This is a genomic window from Candidatus Roizmanbacteria bacterium, assembly GCA_016699265.1.
Taxonomy (GTDB): Bacteria; Patescibacteriota; Microgenomatia; order UBA1406; family GWC2-37-13; genus CAZLQR01.
Window position 1 is genome coordinate 273,927 of record CP064967.1, and the last position, 18,675, is coordinate 292,601.

18 protein-coding genes are annotated in these 18,675 nt (G+C 39.9%); 4 read left to right on the top strand and 14 right to left on the bottom strand.

Going from position 1 to position 18,675, the window contains the following annotated elements; all coding sequences use genetic code 11:
* Positions 1-12 precede the first annotated feature (12 nt).
* Genes IPH70_01565 through IPH70_01575 form a run of 3 tightly spaced genes read right to left on the bottom strand, consistent with a single transcriptional unit; the run spans position 13 to position 3,352 of the window.
* Entirely contained in the window at positions 13-1,119 is a 1,107-nt protein-coding gene (locus IPH70_01565) for a DegT/DnrJ/EryC1/StrS family aminotransferase (protein ID QQR64193.1), read from the bottom strand.
* A 14-nt stretch (positions 1,120-1,133) separates the two neighbouring features.
* Positions 1,134-2,312, bottom strand: coding sequence for a DegT/DnrJ/EryC1/StrS aminotransferase family protein (locus IPH70_01570; protein QQR64194.1), 1,179 nt, complete (start codon positions 2,310-2,312; stop codon positions 1,134-1,136).
* A 29-nt stretch (positions 2,313-2,341) separates the two neighbouring features.
* Positions 2,342-3,352, bottom strand: a complete 1,011-nt coding sequence (locus tag IPH70_01575; GenBank protein ID QQR64195.1) for a glycosyltransferase family 2 protein — start codon at positions 3,350-3,352, stop codon at positions 2,342-2,344.
* A gap of 45 nt (positions 3,353-3,397) precedes the next feature.
* Here IPH70_01575 and IPH70_01580 point away from each other — a divergent pair, with 45 nt between their 5' ends.
* The 3 genes from IPH70_01580 to IPH70_01590 all read left to right on the top strand — a co-directional run bounded on the left by IPH70_01580 (position 3,398) and on the right by IPH70_01590 (position 6,484).
* Entirely contained in the window at positions 3,398-4,870 is a 1,473-nt protein-coding gene (locus tag IPH70_01580) for a glycosyltransferase family 39 protein (protein ID QQR64196.1), read from the top strand.
* A gap of 316 nt (positions 4,871-5,186) precedes the next feature.
* Positions 5,187-5,390, top strand: coding sequence for a hypothetical protein (locus IPH70_01585; protein QQR64197.1), 204 nt, complete (start codon positions 5,187-5,189; stop codon positions 5,388-5,390).
* A 350-nt stretch (positions 5,391-5,740) separates the two neighbouring features.
* Positions 5,741-6,484, top strand: a complete 744-nt coding sequence (locus IPH70_01590) for a hypothetical protein (GenBank protein QQR64198.1) — start codon at positions 5,741-5,743, stop codon at positions 6,482-6,484.
* A 55-nt stretch (positions 6,485-6,539) separates the two neighbouring features.
* Here IPH70_01590 and IPH70_01595 read toward each other — a convergent pair whose 3' ends face one another.
* The 8 genes from IPH70_01595 to IPH70_01630 all read right to left on the bottom strand — a co-directional run bounded on the left by IPH70_01595 (position 6,540) and on the right by IPH70_01630 (position 12,348).
* A complete protein-coding gene (locus IPH70_01595; protein ID QQR64199.1) occupies positions 6,540-7,946 on the bottom strand; it encodes a radical SAM protein in 1,407 nt (468 codons plus the stop codon).
* 293 nt (positions 7,947-8,239) lie between these two features.
* Positions 8,240-8,737 (bottom strand): FTR1 family protein, encoded by a 498-nt coding sequence (locus IPH70_01600; GenBank protein QQR64200.1) that lies wholly within the window; start codon positions 8,735-8,737, stop codon positions 8,240-8,242.
* Entirely contained in the window at positions 8,734-9,060 is a 327-nt protein-coding gene (locus IPH70_01605) for an FTR1 family protein (GenBank protein QQR64201.1), read from the bottom strand. The genes IPH70_01600 and IPH70_01605 overlap by 4 nt, the downstream gene beginning before the upstream one ends.
* Positions 9,042-9,305, bottom strand: a complete 264-nt coding sequence (locus tag IPH70_01610; protein QQR64202.1) for a ferredoxin — start codon at positions 9,303-9,305, stop codon at positions 9,042-9,044. The genes IPH70_01605 and IPH70_01610 overlap by 19 nt, the downstream gene beginning before the upstream one ends.
* Positions 9,295-10,341, bottom strand: coding sequence for a glycosyltransferase (locus tag IPH70_01615; GenBank protein ID QQR64203.1), 1,047 nt, complete (start codon positions 10,339-10,341; stop codon positions 9,295-9,297). Before IPH70_01615 ends, IPH70_01610 begins: the two co-directional genes overlap by 11 nt.
* On the bottom strand, positions 10,325-11,101 hold the full coding sequence (locus IPH70_01620) for a glycosyltransferase (protein QQR64204.1): 777 nt from the start codon (positions 11,099-11,101) through the stop codon (positions 10,325-10,327). The genes IPH70_01615 and IPH70_01620 overlap by 17 nt, the downstream gene beginning before the upstream one ends.
* Positions 11,085-11,462 (bottom strand): hypothetical protein, encoded by a 378-nt coding sequence (locus IPH70_01625; GenBank protein QQR64205.1) that lies wholly within the window; start codon positions 11,460-11,462, stop codon positions 11,085-11,087. The genes IPH70_01620 and IPH70_01625 overlap by 17 nt, the downstream gene beginning before the upstream one ends.
* Before the next feature lie 79 nt (positions 11,463-11,541).
* Entirely contained in the window at positions 11,542-12,348 is an 807-nt protein-coding gene (locus IPH70_01630; protein ID QQR64206.1) for a hypothetical protein, read from the bottom strand.
* A 149-nt stretch (positions 12,349-12,497) separates the two neighbouring features.
* Between IPH70_01630 and lepA the strand changes: the two genes are divergently transcribed.
* Positions 12,498-14,231, top strand: coding sequence for an elongation factor 4 (gene lepA, locus IPH70_01635; protein QQR64207.1), 1,734 nt, complete (start codon positions 12,498-12,500; stop codon positions 14,229-14,231).
* A 2-nt stretch (positions 14,232-14,233) separates the two neighbouring features.
* Here lepA and miaA read toward each other — a convergent pair whose 3' ends face one another.
* From miaA to gyrA, 3 genes are all read right to left on the bottom strand, one after another.
* Positions 14,234-15,103 (bottom strand): tRNA (adenosine(37)-N6)-dimethylallyltransferase MiaA, encoded by an 870-nt coding sequence (gene miaA, locus IPH70_01640; GenBank protein QQR64208.1) that lies wholly within the window; start codon positions 15,101-15,103, stop codon positions 14,234-14,236.
* Positions 15,103-15,978: a bifunctional 5,10-methylenetetrahydrofolate dehydrogenase/5,10-methenyltetrahydrofolate cyclohydrolase gene (locus IPH70_01645; GenBank protein QQR64209.1), complete on the bottom strand. Its 876-nt coding sequence runs from the start codon at positions 15,976-15,978 to the stop codon at positions 15,103-15,105. The genes miaA and IPH70_01645 overlap by 1 nt, the downstream gene beginning before the upstream one ends.
* Before the next feature lie 76 nt (positions 15,979-16,054).
* Positions 16,055-18,577 (bottom strand): DNA gyrase subunit A, encoded by a 2,523-nt coding sequence (gyrA, locus tag IPH70_01650; protein QQR64210.1) that lies wholly within the window; start codon positions 18,575-18,577, stop codon positions 16,055-16,057.
* Between the last annotated feature and the right edge of the window lie 98 nt (positions 18,578-18,675).

Here is an 18,675-nt window from a genome sequence, read left to right on the forward strand (position 1 = left end):
TATGCCAATGCCTTAGTTATAAAAGAAATTCAGTATCGAAATGCACACATACCTGACTTGTCTTTCTGTAAGCTCTGGATACATTGGCAGTGAAAGTATTTCATCGGATAATTTTTCTGCGACTGGAAAGTCTCCCTGTTTGTACTTTAGAAATTTCCACGCATTTTGCATATGAATTGGATAAGGATAATGAATCTGCGTTGCGACACCCTTTTCCTGTAGGTATTTTTGAAGTGCGTCCCTTTGTTTAGTTCTAATGACAAACAGATGGTATACGCTTTTCCGATCTTTGTAGACGTTTGGTAATGTGATATCTGGAATGATGCCTAGCATTGTGTGGTAGATCTTTGACAGATCCTGTCTTTTTTTGTTCCATCCGTCAAGCTGTTCTAGTTTGTAACTAAGAACTGCCGCCTGAAGAGTGTCGAGTCTCGAGTTGAAGCCTACGGACTCATGGCGATACTTACTTGACTGACCGTACTCCTTCAACCGTCTTATCTTTGATGCAAGCTGCTGATCGTTTGTTGTGATTGCTCCCCCATCTCCATAGGCGCCCAAGTTTTTACTGGGATAAAATGAAAACGCAGAGAAGGTGCCAAATCCACCAACGCGTTTTGTGCCGAATTTTGCTCCATGTGCCTGACAAGCATCCTCGATAATGTGAATTTTTCTTCCGGTTTTTTTGATCAGCGACTGAATTTCACCAATTTTGTCAGACTGACCGTAAAGATGGACAACCATAATTGCCTTTGTTCTGGTATTAATCTTTTTTTTAAGTGTTGATAGATCATATCCAAAGTCATCTGCATCTACCTCTGACAACACCGGCTTAACTCCGTTCGCGACGGCCGCCAAGATCGTGGCGTAGTAAGTATTGGATGGAAAAATAATCTCATCCGGTGCGGAGAAGCCAAGCGCGCGCGTTCCTAGTATGAGAGCATCCGTTCCGGAGTTGAGCGAGACGCAGTGCTTGGTACCAATATATCTCGCAAAACTATGTTCAAACGAGATAACCTCTTCGCCCCCAATAAATAACCCTTTATCCAAGACATTCTTAATGATTGAGTAGATGTTCGTTTCATGCTCCTTAAACTGAGTGCTAAGATTTACAAAGGGCACATGCATAATAATGCTTAGGCAAATATTTTTATCAGAGTATTAACTTCATCATCTGTCAGATCTGGATTATTGCCGAAGTAGAGGCCTTGATCGTGAATCAATTTTGCATTGGAATTACCAAGAATATGCTTGAATATGCTCATATGTTTTGAGAAGAAAGGTTGCTGAGTGATGTCTCCAGCCACAACCGGTCGTATCTCAACAATGTCTTTACATTTGGTGACCAGTTGATCTCTAATTGCCTTTGATCTGCAGATTATGGGTACTGCGAAGTTAGACAAAAGTTGAATATGCGAGTATCTAATTGGATAATATTTCTTCTTATTCTTGTAAATTACTGGTGCAATTTTCATGAAGATCTCATTTCTTCGTTTTACTATCTTGTCAATATATTTGAGCTGCTGATTGCCTAGGAAGCCATTTATTTCAGTAGGTCTCAGATTGTATCCTAGGTCGTAGAATGTGTAGCGAGAATAAAATGAAGAATTAATGTTGTGCTTAGATCTTATCTTGTTTTGTGATTTTTCATTTAGATTACGATCCCAGCCGTGTGCTCGTACCATTCTGAGCATCGATGCTAGTTCTTCATTATCTGTGCATACGGCGCCTCCTTCGATTGTGGACATATGGTGGCCTACGTAAAACGAGAATGTGCTCGCTAAACCAAAGTTGCCCAATTTTTTACCTTTATAAACCGTTCCCAAAGATTCGCAATTATCTTCTATGAGAATAATGTTATTTTTTTCACAAAGATTTTTAATCTTATCAATGTCATCACAAAAGCCAAGCAAGTTTGTGAGAAATAGTAATTTGATCGGAAACTTGGAAATCGTTTCTTCAAACTTTTTTGAGGACACATTTAAAGTATCTAGCTCGACATCTATAGGAACTGCCTGAAGACCAAGTTGAAGAAGTGGCATTACGTTTGTGGACCATGTGAGTGCGGAAAACCCAACAAGGTCCCCCTGTTTAATTTTTCCAAGATTCAGTAATGCTTGAATTATTGCTAAGTTTGCAGAGCTTCCGCTGTTTAGAAAAATAGCGTGCTTACGGTTTTGGTAGTGAGAAAAATTTCGTTCAAACAATTCGCATTGTTTACCGAAGCTCAGATAAGAAGTTTGTGCAATAAAAAATGCTAGTTCAAGTTTTGATTTTTCTTCTTCATAAAATGTTGACTTGATTAGCTTGATCATAGAAAAGTAAGAGGATTATAGCACAAAAACTATTTCGTTCCTGTAAATGAGAGGAAACGGAATTTCATATATATGTATATATAATTCCATGTAGTAAAAAAGCAGATAAGCGGATGTAAAAACCATGCTTTATCCCGCACCTTTAGGTAACCACGTACTGCTTGGTATGTTGGCTCGATTAAAGTTAACGAGAGAACAATATATATTGCCAGTTTGACCCTGTCAGTATCTGGATTGTATAGATGGTATCGCCGCGATTTTTGTTTCTTAAAATAGAGTTCAAGTGCATATCTTCTCCTTTTATAAAAATATGTAGAAAGGCTTTCCCCTGTTTTGTGCCAAAGAGTTGTCTTCACAAATGCAAATGTGTCATGTCCCAATCTTAGTAGATCGACGCAAGAGTCAATATGAGAGAATTTTTTGGGGTCTTTGGTGACCTTCTTTATCGTTCTTGTTCTAATCACAAAGCCATTTGCGCCCATAGTTGGCATGTTCTCTTCGGTAAACGACGCTTCATAATAGCTGCCCCTATCTATTGCAGCTGTTTTAAGATGCCAGTTGTTTTCAAAGTACGCTCTTCTGTCTCGTTTGCCTAGATAAAATGCGATAGGGTCGTTCATTCCAAAAAGAGCAAAATATCTATTTAATAGCTTATCTGACCGAACGTACCGGTAGTTTATTGACTCGCTCGCAATCAACTTCTTGTTCGTCTCAAGCGGGCTGAGCATCCTCTGAAGCCATTTTTTGTCTGGAAGCACGTTGTCCGACGAAAAATTTACGACATAGTCTGAGGTAGCGTGGTTAAAGCCAATTGCGGTTGCTTCTTCAGGTCCGCTTGTTTTAACATTAAATACCTTACAGAAACTGAACTGTTTGGCTATCTTGAGAGTATTGTCAGTAGAGCCGTCATCCATGACGAACATATTGATTTGTTTTTTGGGATAATCAAGTTTATCAACACTTGCGATGCACTCATATAGAGTGGCTTCGCTGTTAAGTGTCGGTGTGACAAAGGTGACTGAAGGTTGTGGCCGTGTCATAGAATAGTAATCGATATTATAGTCGATATAATTAATTCTAGTTATATGGAAAAAATAACATCATTCCTCAAGAAAAACACCGTCTGGCCTTACGTTATTTTTGCAGTACTAATTCTTATTTCTTACGCGAACGCATTTAATGCCCCGTTCCTTATAGACGACAAAGCTGGGATCAAAGATAATCCAGCCGTAGGACAGTTTAGCTCAATCTATAAATATCCCGTGAGTGCCTTCAGGTATTTAATCTTGAATATATCTTATTCACTCGGTCAGTACGAGCCTTTCGCATACCGCATTTTCAATATCTTGTTCCATTTTGGGACGGTAGCTTCTCTCTATCTTGTTGCAAAGCGACTGATAAATAAAAATGTCGCCTTCTTAGCTGGTGTCATCTTTGCCGTACATCCTCTTCTCACAGAATCGGTAACGTGGATCTCGGCGGTAACCTATCCCCAGTATGCTTTCTTTTTCATGGCATCGCTCTACTTCTACATAAGAGCCTCAGAAGATAGAAAATGGACAGTTGCTTCTTACGTCTTTTTTTTACTTGCGATGCTATCCTCGGAGAAGGCAGTCTCGCTTCCGCCAGTGCTAGTCTTTCTTGAACTGTCCCAAGGCACCTTCAAAAAGAACTGGAAGAGAATAATACCATACGCAGTTATAACGGCCGCTATTGGAGGATTTCTACTAACGACTGTTGGATCAAGAATCCAGTCTTTTCAAAAAGATTATTACATAAGCCCCCAATTTTACAATCCTATTGAGCACATTCCGTACGCGACGACATTCTATGCTCAGCTTTTTGCTTTTCCTAAGAGCCTTACGGTCTATCATTCCGAACTTTCGATATCGATTCAAGAATTTCTATTGAGGTGGTTAGCCTTCATCGTAGCCGTTGTAACAATGGTGATGTCGTACTCAAAAAATAGGCAGATATTTTTTTGGATCTCGTTCTATTTCATCGCACTCGTTCCATCACTAATACCACTTAACATTGTCTGGGTAGTTGCCGAGAGATATGCATATCTGAGTATTGTTGGCTTGGCAGTCATTACAGGAATGCTATTGAATAAAGCGCTCCAGTACAAGCAAGTACAAACAGCGTCCTACGCGGTTGTGACTCTTATCGTTTTGGTCTTGATGGGGTTGACGATCTTAAGAAACGTTGACTGGCTGAGTGCAGAGAATCTTTGGACATCAACGATCGCAGCTTCTCCACATAGTTCAAACGCTCATAACAATATGGGCGATGTGTATGCCCAACGACAAGACTATGTAAATGCTGCAAGAGAGTTCCAGCGAGCTATTGAGCTACAACCTGGAGATGCCGATCCTCGTCATAACTTAGGAATAGCTCTGACGATTCTTCGCAAGTATCCAGAGGCAGCAGACGCCTATCTTGGAGCACTCCAGATTGCACCGACTCTGTATAAGACTAAATCAAAATCTTGGAGTAGTTTGTCTACTACACTCTTAAGAAGTACCCAGAGGCGGAAGAATATCTGTCAAGAGCATTAAAATACGGTCCTCCAAATCCCGCCATTTCTAAACTACTGAAGGACGTTAGGAATTTGAAAGGTAAGTAACTTTAACAGGTGAAAATCTTAAGTCCTAAATTTTTGGATTCATTTCAATTTTATTCGTTGCTTTTTTAGCGGTTCTATACCTTGCCAACTCTGCATCACGGTTTTATTCTTGATGACCATATTGGCATAGAGCAAAATCAAAATATAAAAAGCATCGATGGAGTATTTGAAATCCGATTTCCATTTTAGAACCTTACTACTTCATACGTCGTATAGTTTGGAGGCTGGATCCGGCGTATTATCGAGTAATGAATATTGCTTTTCATTTTGGAACGGTATTTGGAATTTATTTATTGGTAACTAATATTAGTAGAGTGCTGTGCCATCGCTTTATTCTCGGCTCTAATTTTGCGGCCCATCCTATGTTGGTTGAGTCTGTTGTCTGGATCTCTTCCCTCACCTATCCACAGTACAGCTTTTTTGTAATTTTCTCCATTATTTTTACATCCTAGGCGCAGAAAGAAAAATCGTATCCCTTACTCCATTCTTTTTTGCTTTCTTTATATTGTCGCTGCTTTCTTCTGAGAAGGCGCTTGTGCTTCCTATAATTATCCTGTTATACGAATGGCTGTTCGGTTCGCTCAAGAAGAACTGGAAACCGATTTCTATCGGCTTTTGTTAATATCGATCTTTGGTGGAATTATGTACCCATTCATTCAGGAAAGAATAGCAACATTTAGTGCAAGTGCGACAATCGGGAACCACCGAGCTTCTGAGCCCTTTATTCAAATTCCTGTAGTGATCGGAACGTACCTAAATAATATTTTGGCCGCAAAGACTTACGATTTATCATTTAGATGAGTTGGGAGTTCAGTCAGTTCCACTTATCGTTAACTCATACTTCGTGGTTGCTTATTTGTTGGGACTATTGGTCAGCAATATTAAAAACAAAAAAATATTTTTCTTTTTATCGGTTTTTTTAGTCGCATCTCTACCCGCACTAATCCCAATTCATATTATTCAGATTGCGGCAGAGCGTTATGCATACCTCGGAACTTTTGGACTGATTACGGCGGTAGTTTTAGCACTTTTTAATGTTGCTGCTAGATATAAGATCAATGTTATATGGCTATATGTAATATTGTCGGTTTGCGTACTAGCTTTAGCTTGGAGAACCAACGATAGAGCAAAGGATTGGGAGAGCGAGATGAGTCTACGTCTTGCTACACTTAGTACCGCTCCATATAGTTCCCGCGCTCATAATAATGTAGGCATTCAACTTATGAATGAAAACAGAGATAGTGAAGCTATGGTGGAGTTTGAGAAATCAATATCTCTAAAGCCTGACTACAGTCATCCATACCACAATATCGGGCATATGCTGGCGGTGCGCGGAAGATACGCTGAGGCATTGCCATTTTATCTTAAAGCGATTTCTCTTAATTCGTACGAATGGAAGACTCGTCAGGACATTGGGCAGGTATATTTTATGCTTAAAAAATATTCCGAAGCCAAAGTGCAGTTAACAAGAGCAATTGAACAAGGTTCCCCAGAAGTAGAAAGACTTCAGACTATTTTAAATAGGATAAGTGAGTTAGGATTTTGAACTTCTGGATCACGGATCAAGTCCGGGATGACAACGGCGTCATACCGTGCATAGGTTAGAGGTTAACTGCACTGTCTGCGAGTTTGATTGCTGATTTCTCCGCATCAACAGATGTCTTAGGTGCAACAAAATGCTTTCCGAGACTTTTAAAGGCGTTTTTCCAGAATTTAGGAGAGCTCCAGCTAACCTTGGTTTGGTTAGAATCAAAGTCGAGAAGATGACCAATGAGTTTCCATGCCATGTAGAAAAGATACTTAAAGTCGTGCAGACTTCGAATGCTTAGGAGCTTTCTTGTTATGTACTGTGGTGTCATGAAGGATGAGTATAGATCTTGTTCTAGCTCGTAAATCTTCTGCTTAGGAAAGGGCGTTTTCATCACAGACTGTCTCATGTCGAATTTATCGTAATCGTCAGTAAGTAGCCAACCTTTTTCCTTGCATTCTTTGTAAAGTGGAGTTCCTGGATATGGAATAACAATAGTCGCCTGCATCGTTTCGTAATAACCCTTTTTGAAGGCGTACTTTGCGATTGCGATTGTTCGTCGTGCCTCTTTTAGTGTCTCCCATGGATAGCCCAACATTATTGTTACGTGTGGATCCATTCCATATTTTTTGGCAAGTCGTGGGCCATTAATTGCATCTACTTCCTTTGTTCCTTTGTCTAGTTTGTCTAAGGTTTTTTGATTTCCAGACTCCATTCCGTACAGAATGAATCTGAATCGAGCCTCACCCATAAGTTTGTAATACTCTTCATTCAATGCATTGAAGCGCATGTTACATCCGTATCTTACTTTCTTGTTATAGCCACTTTCAATTAATAGTTCGCAGAATCTCTTAAGTTTTGGACCAATGAACATGGTTCCCGCATCATCGAAGATCTCCTTTATACCGTATTTATCAACGACATGCTTAACCTCTGCAAACAATCTTTCAGGTGAGAAGCTTCTATATGAACCAAGTGGATTTATGGTGTGATCCCAAACACAGAAAGTGCAACGATTCCACCAACAGTCACGTCCTGAATACATATATGTTGCTGGTGTGTATTTATAGTTACCATTTTCGTATGCGTAGAGTTTCCACTTGGTAAGGTCACGGTCAACAAAAGGCAGTGTGTCAAGGTTGTGTTTTAAGGATGCAATTCCGCTGTTATAGACGAATCCTTTATTTGGGAGTTGTTTTTTTCCGGCTGGTCTTGCCTTTATATTTTTATCTCCTTTTCTCCAGTAGACTCCTCCCTCAAGCTTCTCCCCTTTATATATGTGATTGAGAAGATTAACCGCCATAAAGTCATAATCTCCACCTGCAATTGCATAGTCAATGTTGCTGTTTTCAAATAGCTCATTTGGGAGATAGCTGACATGATCCCCTACCCAGATAAGTTTAATGCTCGGAATTTTCTCCTTAATGTCGTTTATTTGTTTCCAGTGAGTCTTCACAATGGGAGATTTTGTCTCTACCATTAGGTAGTCAACCTTATTCTTTTTAATTCCTCTATCCAGTCATTGTATTTTTCTTTTCTGCAATGCCGTCCATCCAGAAAACTTTGTAGCCATGATGTTGAAGATTTGATGCTGCATAAGCCGGTACCATTGGGTAAATGTAGGTTGCTGCATTGAAGTACTGAAACTGACGATTCTGCGAGAGCAGTGCTACTCCTTTTTAGACTCAAGAGGAGGATAGCCAACCGCAATCCGCACAACATTACCATCTTTTTACGAATTTTCTTGGCGATCATAGTTTAAAGTATCCCAATTTATGCCTCTAAAGTCAATTTTCTAGGTCTTATAAATACCCACCAAATCATTGCCGATGAATAAGCTAGATAAAATGATATTTGGATAAGATCCATGGATTTTGTAAGTCCGAAGACTGTTTTTATCATGTCTGAAGCGATGCTAGATCCATGTGGTATGAAGGCGAGATTAACCTTTCCAACTTCTGGAATATAGCCTGCTTCTGCGAACTCATGAACCCCGCGAGAAAGCAGTCCGGCCGCAAATAGGATAAGTAGCGTGCTCGTTGCCCGAAATGCATAGAATACCGGTAGCCTAATAGTAGCTGCAAACAAGGCAATAGCAACTAAAAGTCCCGATAGCAAACCAGCGCTGAATCCCGCAAAAATTTGTTGAGGATTGGTTGATAAGTAAATGGTTGAGAGGAAAAGTACTATTTCAAAGCCTTCTCTAAAAACCGCTGTAAAGACTAAGATGAACAGGCCATTTTGCTCCGCGCCTTCAAGAGAGTCCCTCACCTTTTAAGCAGTTCAACCTTGTATCTGGAGAAGTGTTTGTGCAGAAAGAAAACTGCCCATGTAATAAATATGGCGGATGTAATCATCAGAACTCCTTCAGTGGTCTGTTCTATTTTGCCAGAGTACAGTTTCTGAAATTGAAGACCACCAAGGCTTCCAACTCCAATGAGTATGACGCTCAAAAATCCAGCTAAGGCAGTAGCTGTCCATACGGTCTTAATACTTTTGCCCTGATTAAGCTTACTTAGAATCCCAAGGATCGTTGCTACGATAAGCGATGCCTCAATAACCTCACGAAATGTGATTAAAAATGCGGGTAACATCTATTTAGGATACACTTTTTGCCTTTTACGAAAACCTCAATGGCAAGGACAGGACAGGACTGTGCTGCAGCCACTATTTTCTCAAGTCGATCCCAGTTTTCATTTTTTATTATTGCGATGTTGTCCTCATCGAGGTCGAAGGTACTTGGCGCGTATACAACGCATGTAGCCGCACCGATACATTTATCGCGAATAACCTTAATTTCTACGTCTCCTTTTTTTACTTGAGTTATGTTACTTGTCATATATTGAGTTGTTTTTATTAAGTCCTTTTTTTAATCCTTTTATAAAATTTAAACCGTAATAAATGTGGGTCAAAGCTACTGTCGAAGCAGCGCCAAATGCAACAATAAGATTCTTTGACTTGAGTAAAGATTGTATAAAAACTATGGCTATTAGTAAACAGTAAAGCATGAGAGGAAGAGACGCGTATAGCGTTAAGCTGCTCATGTGCAGCAGCCATAATAGTATATATATGAAAGGTAGCGTGCCTAGATAAAGCACCAACAGAAGAGGGGCTAAGTACGTAAGCTCCTTTGAGTTACGGTCGCCATGTGAGAAGAATGCTCCTCTGTGGAAGCCATACTGTCCATGCTGTTTAAGAAAGCCTTTTAGTTCCATTCTTCTGTGGTGAAACACGAGCACCTTTGGATGGTATAGGATCTTCCCCTTTTCTTTTTCAATTATGTCATTACAGAGTTTACTGTCTTCGCCTGGCCAGTAGTTGGAGTTAAAGCCACCTACTTTTTCAAAGATTTTCTTATATATAAAAAAATTCATCGATGGATAGTCGATTACAAAACGTTTCTTTTGTGGTGTAAATCTGTATGCGTATTTGCCAGACCCAAGAAACGTGACGAGCGCTTCATCAAATATTTTTTCCCAAATATTGGTCTTTTCAGGTAGAACCCCAGGTCCACACAAAACTAAAAATCTCCCATTTTTAAAAAGTGCTGCAGCATTTAAAAGCCAGTCTGGGTCGGGATAGGCGTCATCATCTATAAAGGCGATAATCTTACCTTTCGCATTCTTCACGCCAATGTCTCTTTTTTGAGCTGGTCTGGTAATTGATCCTGTCGGAATAATTCTAAGCCAACTATATTTATTCATTAAGGTTAGATCGTATGTCGAGTGCTCATTTGGAAGAACGATTACCTCAAAATTCTTGAAGGTTTGAAGATCCATATTTGGCAGGTTTTCAAATAGTAGAAAGTATGAAAGCGACCGAACTGGAATTACTACGCTGATGAAAGGATGTTTTTTTTTAATTTTTCTTACCATGTCTTTGCTTGGAAGGTTTTTTGTGATAATGGTGAATTATATTTTTTCTATAAAATATTGCCAGTGTGTCAATTAATATTCCCTTGATCGATTTTAGAGTCGCGGCCGATGTTACCGGTCCCAAATGATAATCGAGCTTAATTGGGGCTTCATATATACGGCTAAATCCTAATGTATCTGCTGCCACGAGCATCTCTAGATCGCCCGCAAACTCTCTTTCCAATAATCGTGGAAGAATTACTTCCAAGGTTTTTTTTCTGAAAACCTTTATTCCGGCTTGAGTGTCTCTAATTCTTATATTGAAAAGAAACTTAACCAAAAAATAGTAACCATAGCTTAATATTTTGCGAACAATTGGATAGCGCACATAAGATGCAGGATGTCTCTTGGAACCGACAATTATATCTGCCTTGTACCATTCCATGTGCTCCAGTAGCATCGAGATTCCGTTTGGATCAATCTCTTGGCCGGAGTCCAAAAACATTACATAGTCCCCTTTCGTCTTCGTCATACCAAGCCTTATCGCATAGGCCTTACCTTGATTTTTCATGTAGCCGAGCGTTTTAACATGAGGAATTTTTGCAGACTTTATTCTTTTGAGAGAAGTGTCAAGAATTCCATCTATCACGACAATAATTTCGTAGGGGTATCGGATTTGATTTAAGGCAAGAACAATCTGGCTTATATTTTTGACAATCGTTTTTTCCTGTTTGTACACCGGAATGATAAGACTTAGGAAGTGATTATGTTTGTTTTCCATTGTCGGTATTATACTTCACCAAACAGCCAATTTGCAGAAGCAATAGGAGAGTTCCGATCAGTAAATTAATTGTAATAATGTTCTGTAACGAGCGTCCTAAAAAATACATAGCTGGAATATAGATAACCCCTACCACTATGGGCATTAAAGAAAGAGAGGATTTTTTGGAAAGAAAATAATTATTGATCAATGTTGTAGATGCATATAGCGTACCGAATATACTTGCAAGACCAAGTACTGGTGTAATCGATTTGAACTTGCTTCCAAACAAGAGGTAGACAATGGGTAGTGAGAGGTACTGATAGAACAAAAAACTTACGATTCCTATCGTTGAAAGAATGGCCAATGAAAGCTTAAGCACTTTCTCATGATTCTTTTTATTTTCAAACTTGAAAAGAAGATATAGCTTGCGGTCAAGAGAGGTCCTATAAGGTAAAGAATTATTTTAGCAAAAGGCTCCATGATCCATATATGCCAGCCTGTTCTGCGGATAGAAATTTTTTTGCCGTAACTACATCTGCATTTCCAAGTAGCGTTAGTCCAAGAATGGAAAAAAACGTAATGATAACCTGTTTTTGAAAAAGAGAGCTAAGGACTCCCCTTTTAAGTTTCGAATGAATAAGCTGACTTCCTTGTGAAATCTGCCTGAGCGCTATGAATGAACTTGCAACAGCCGATGCCGTCGATAGAAAAAGGAAAATTATGATTATAAGAATGCCAAACGATACGTCTGTTATCGCAAATGCTCCGCTAAGCTTCAGTAAGACGGCAATTATTCCTATAGTTGAGATCCATCCGAAAAGATGAAGCCCTTGAAGCAGAGCAGCATAGTATGCTCCAATAAAACTTAACATGATAAAAGGTGCAATTGAAGCGCTGCTATAAAATGATAAATTTGTAAATTTTTGAATAACAGGAGTCAAAAAGAGAAACGGAATTAAGAGTAGCCACCATTTCTTAATCTTTGTCAAGAACCACTGTTCTAGAGTGAGTGCATAGGCCAGGCCACGTTCATTGTTTGACCCTATCTTTTGTATGATAACCATGGTTATGACGGCCATAGGTACAGAAAAAATAGTTGTGTAGGAAAACAGTGCTGTGATTTCGCCAAACCCTGTTGGGCCAAGTTTCTTTGCGACAATTAGATTGAAAACGTAGTTAAGAAAACTTCCTAAAAATGTAGCAACGGTAAACAGAATGCTTCCTCGTAGAAATGGGTTATTCAGGTGACGAGAAAATCTGTCCATTTTAATCATTATACAGTCATCTAATGGATTATAATAGAAGGACAAAACGCCCCGTAACAGTCTGTAAAGTCGAAAGTCTATAAAGTCCGTTTGCAACTGACCTTATGGACCTTAAGGACTTTATGGACCTTAAGGACAAACCATGTGATATGAAAATACGAAACTTTGCAATTATAGCCCACATTGACCATGGCAAGTCTACCTTAGCTGATCGGCTCCTTGAGTTGACCGGAGTAGTTTCCAAGGACAAGCATGAGGAACAGATGCTAGACCGCAACCCTATCTCCCGCGAAAGAGGCATTACTATTAAGCTAGCTCCGGTGAGGATGTACTTCGAGCATAACGGTGAAAAATTTCAGCTGAATCTAATCGACACTCCTGGCCATGTGGATTTCTCATACGAGGTTGATAGAACATTGTCGTGTGTTGAAGGAGCCGTCCTTTTAGTTGATGCGACTCAAGGAATTCAGGCTCAGACAATTGCCAATGCCTACAAGGCCATAGAGAAGAATCTAACCATTATTCCGGTAATCAACAAAGTCGACCTACCTCACGCAGATGTAGAAAAGACAAGGCGTCAGCTTGTGGACTTTCTCGGGATACAAGAGTCTGAGATTCACGAAATCTCTGCAAAAAGTGGCTTAGGTGTTTCAAAATTGCTAAATGACATAATTGAGAAGGTGCCCGAACCTTCGTTTAACAGTACTAATACCGAGCTTCAAAGTCTTATCTTCGATTCATATTACGATTCACACAAAGGAGTAATCGCTTTCGTTAGAGTCTTTGATGGTGCTGTGAAGAAAAGAGATAAGGTTCGCTTGATTGCTCATAAGAGTGTTTTTGAGGTAAGCGAGGTAGGAATTTTTCATCCTGAGTTGACTCCAACCGATTCTTTACAAAAAGGGGAAATAGGATATGTAGTGACAAACCTTAAGGATATTCATCAGGTAAGGGTTGGTGACAGCATCACCGCAGAAAAATCGTTAAATCCTGCTTTAGCCGGATACAAAAAAGTTAAGTCGATGGTTTTTGCATCGATGTTTCCCACAGACGCAGCAGACTATCTAAATTTAAAAAAAGCCTTAGATAAGCTGTATCTGAACGATTCATCTCTTGAGTTCACCCCGATCTTCAGCCAAGCACTTGGCGCTGGTTTTAGAGTTGGGTTTCTTGGATTGCTTCATGCCGATGTTGTTAGAGAGAGACTGGAGCGTGAGTACGAACTTAATCTGGTCTTAACTCCACCACAGGTTGAGTATAAATTTGAGAACAATACGTTTCTAGAACCCTATGTAAAGATATTTCTCGTAATGCCTCCGGAGTATCAGGGAGTCGTTATGACACTTTGCCAGGAGTATCGTGGAAGATTTATAACAATGGACAATAAAAATCAAGTAACCCTAACCTACGAAATGCCACTTGCCGAGATGATCTCAGATTTTTTTGATCGACTAAAAAGCGCAAGCTCTGGTTATGCATCCTTAGACTGGGAACTAGTAAGATACGAAGTGGTAAAAGCAGACAAACTTACACTTCTAATTAATGGCGATCCAATTGAGGAATTTTCTGAGATAGTGGTTCAGGAAAGAGCGCAAGAAAAAGCTCAAGATCTCACAAAGAGACTACGAGAGGTAATACATAGGCAACAGTATGAAATTAAAGTTCAGGGTCATTATAAAGGTAAGATTATCGCGTCCGAACGTATTGCGCCTTTTAGAAAAGATGTTCTTATGAAAGGAAGCAAAGCTGTTGGAGGAGGAGATGTCGGACGCAAGCGAAAGGTTCTTGAGAAGCAGAAAGAGGGAAAGAAAAAGATGAAGATGATTGGAAAGGTTGAAATTCCAAAAGAAGCATTTATCAAACTCTTCAATAAAAAATCGTAGAACTAGACGGTCTCCCAGTTTATATCGGCATTGGTCTTCATGAAGGTATACTGGCGTTTGGCGTACTGGACCTCTTTATTAATCCATTCAGTCTTTGCATCCTCAAGAGTTATCCGGCCCTCGAGATGTTCGATTAGTTGTCTGTACCCGATTGTCTGTAGACCATGATCTGTTTTTTTGTAACCCTTCTTTAGTAGTTTTTGAACTTCTTCTACGGCACCCTGCTTGAGACGCTTCTCTACTCTTTCGGTCACGGCCCTTACTAATGACTCTCGGTCTTTATGTTTGAGGCCGATTATTTTGAGATTAGTTGAGTCAACAATTAAAGGATTAACGAATTCACGAATTAACGAATTGGCCTTTAAGCCTTTTAAAATTTCAATCTTGCGAATGAGACGACGAGGATTATTTCGATCGCTGTTGTTTAGCGATTCGTATGCTTTTTCATTTATGAAAATTAATTTATTTTGTAGTTCGACTAATGAAAACTTTTCAAGCGCTTCTCTAAGTTCTTGATTTTCCGGAACATTTATACTTTGACCGTACAAGAGATGTTTTGTGTATAGATAAGTTCCTCCAACAACAATTGGGGTTTTTTTTCTTTTTTGAATATCTGCAATTGCCCTCGAAGCGTACTGAACAAAGTCGAATGAGGAAAATGGTTTGTCAGGAGTTATAACATCAATAAGACGTATAGGAACATCATTTTTCTCAAGCATCTCTTTGTCTTTGCCAGTAATAATGTCGAGTAATTTGTAGACCTGTCTGGAGTCGGAGCTTATCAATTCACCATCTAGTTTTTTAGCGTAGTCGAGTGCAAGTTTGGTTTTGCCTGTTGCCGTTTGGCCCGTAATGACAATTAAATCATTCATTAGCTCGCAAGTTGAAGTTCTGCAGCATTAATCAGGTTTTTGTATAAAAATAGTACATCAAGTGGTCCTGTTCCATTTGGAGTTTGCGTGTACCAGCTTGCAATATTTTTTACCTCATCTTCGTCATAATCACCACGTAGTTTAGTACCGATTTTATGTAGTCCTGTGTTTATGAGAATAACACCCTTTTTGAGCATCTCAGGCTTGATCACTTTCTTACCAACTGAGGTAATGATAATGTCAGCCTCTCTGTAGTACTGGTCTGGGTCGTGAGTTCTACTGTTTACATTAATAAAGCCAACTCTGAACTCTTGTAACGCTTGTGCGATGGGATGCCCTCCTGTTACGCCACTTCCTACAAGTACTATCTTTTTATGCTTAAGCATTTGCTTAAAAAGAACTTTATCGTTTACTGTGTCGGGATAGATCGCCTTTTTATGCTCGTGAGGGCTTGCTATAAACTTCAGTAACGAGATAACTGCAAGACCAAGAGGAGGTAGATGTGGCGACTTTGTCCTATGGCCTTCTATATCCTTTACTGAAGGAATATAGTTGTATAAAGTATCGCTCTGCACATGCGATGGCAGTGGTAACTGGATTATGACTCCGGTTGTGTTTGGTCTATGTGCAAGTTCACGAAGTTTTGTTGCAAACTCAAGAAATGGTGGGCATTTTTTAAAGTGAGAGAACTCAAACTCAACTCCAATTTCCGCTGCAACCTTTTTCTTTATGGCAACGAAAGAGAGTTGATCTGCGGCAGTTCCAATAAGTACAGTAGTAAGCTTAGGCGTCGCTCCTCTTTTTTTAAGATCGGCAACTCGCTTTTTTAGGTCCTGTTTTAACGAAATAGATATTTCGCTACATGGGATTTTCATGTTGTGTAGAATGCTGAAAAGGATTTCAGCTTATTCTGATGCTCTATTATACCAAACTTAATGTGAATGGATATCCTTAAAGCAGTGTGGCAGTGGAGACCTTATCTCCTGCCTGCGAAAATCTCATAAGTATGACTCCTTTTGCACTCCTTGATCTAGAAGGAATGTCCTTAAGTGGGATCTTTACGACTTGTCCTTGAGAGCTAGTGATAATTACTCCCTCATCGCCATCTTGCACTATTTCTACGAAGGCAATTTTCCCCATCTTATCGTCAACTGACGCAACCTTAACGCCTTTCCCTGCTCTGTGCTGACCTTTGAAATTAGATAGCTGAGTTTTTTTACCAACTCCCCTTTCTCCTATTACGAATAGATTTTGTTTAAACTCCTCAGATCCAAATGCATGAGCTGCAATGACTGCATTATTGTTTTCTAGTGTAATTCCTTTGACGCCCATTGAAGATCGTCCTGTTGGCCTTATCTCAGACTCGTTAAAGACTATTGCTTTTCCATCACGAGTTGTGAGAATGATGTGTTTTTTTCCATCGGTGAGGCCGACCCACAATAGTTCATCTTTTGCGTCAAGTTTAATGGCGACTATGCCGTTCGTTCGAATATGTGCGAACTGATCGAATGGCGTTTTTTTCACAGTACCGTCTTTCGTAGACATGAGAACAAAGGTGGTGTTGACCATCGGTGAATCTTTGTCATATGTGAGCAGAGATGTGATTTTTTCTTCAGGCCGAAGGGTTACAAGATTTGCAACAGCTTTACCTTTTGAGGTTCTTGTTCCAAGTGGAATTTCCCAGACGCGTGTTTGAAAGACTCTTCCTTGATTTGAGAAGAACAAGATGTAGTCGTGAGCCATTGCGGTCTTCACAAATGCCACATTATCGGTGTCCTTTGTCTCTATTCCCATCACTCCCTTTCCTCCTCGGTTCTGGACCTTAAATGTCTGTCTATCCACCTGCTTGATGTATCCTTCTTTGGTCATCACAACTATTACCTCTTTGTTCTCAATAAGTTGTTCATCGGTGATCTCTCCTGGTCTTGATTTAATTACCTTGGTACGACGCTCATCACCAAACTTTGTCTTAAGCTCAGCAATCTCATCCTTAATAACTCCAAGAATCTTGAATACATCTTTCAGAAGACCCTCTAAATATGCTATTTTCTTTTTTAGTTCTTTGAGTTCTTCTTCAATCTTTGCTCTCTCGAGACCCGTTAATCGTTTCAACTGCATGTCGAGAATCGACTGTGCTTGTATTTCTGAAAGCTTAAACTTCGCCATTAAGCTCGTTTTGGCCTCAGGCTCATTTTTGGAAGTTTTAATGACCTTGATTACCTCATCGATGTGGTCTAGTGCGATTAGGTATCCTTCCAGAATATGCGCTCGATACTTAGCCTGTGCAAGCTCGTACTCAGATCGTTTAACAATCACCGTTACTCTATGTTTTATGTAGTGTTCAAGAATTGGCTTGAGACCGAGAGTTTGAGGAATGCCGTCAACAAGCGCAACAATGTTTGCAGGGAAGGTAGTCTGTAGTTCGGTAAACTTAAATAAATTATTTAGTACTTTTTTATACGAAGCATCACGCTTTAGCTCAATAACTACACGAATGCCGTCTCTGTCTGACTCATCTCGCAGATCCGATATGCCAACCATTTTTTTATCGTTTACTAAGTTCGCAATCTTCTCAACCAAATTAGCTTTATTTACCTGATACGGAAGTTGCGTAATTACGATTGCCTGTCTACCACGGTCTAGCTCCTCCTCCTCTACAACTCCTCGAATGAGAATTTTTCCGCGTCCGGTTGCGTATACTTCTTGGATTTCTTTTGCTCCATAAATTACACCGTAAGTTGGGAAATCAGGACCCTTTACATACTCCAAAAGCTCTTCTGTAGTTGTCTGATAGCTGAGTCTTAACATATCTTGCTTGGCCTCCGTGACGACTTTCTTTTTTGCGTCTATCGTTGCAAGGACGGCTTTATCTATTGAGAATGTAATTGCATCGATCAGCTCAGCAAGATTATGAGGTGGAATTTTTGTAGCCATGCCTACTGCAATTCCCTCTGCTCCCATGAGAAGTAGATTGGGAAGTTTGGCTGGTAGAAATGTTGGTTCCTGTAGTCGTCCATCAAAGTTGTCGATATAGTCGACAGTCTCCTTTTCAATATCAAGTAGCAGCTCCTCAGCAATCTTGGCAAGCTTTACCTCTGTGTAACGCATAGCAGCTGGGGGGTCTCCATCGATAGATCCGAAGTTACCTTGTCCACGGATAAGCGGATAGCGCATAGTGAAGTCCTGTGCCATACGAGCTAAGGCTTCGTATACTGGCGAGTCACCATGTGGATGATACTTACCCAGAACTTCTCCGACCACTGACGCTGACTTTGAGAACCGTGCACTGAAGTTCAGACCCATCTTATGCATCGCGAAAAGAATCCTTCTGTGTACTGGTTTTAAACCATCACGAACATCTGGTAGTGCTCGAGACACGATGACCGACATCGCGTAATCAAGATATGCTCGCTTCATCTCCGAGGCTATCTCGGTTTTTTGAACTCCTTTGTTGTTATATCCTTCGTCTGACATATTTTATAAATTTATAAGTACCCTAATTAATCTAATTAACCTAAACAAGCACCAAGTTCTAAAAACCATTTTTAGGTCAATTAGAAATTAGATCAATT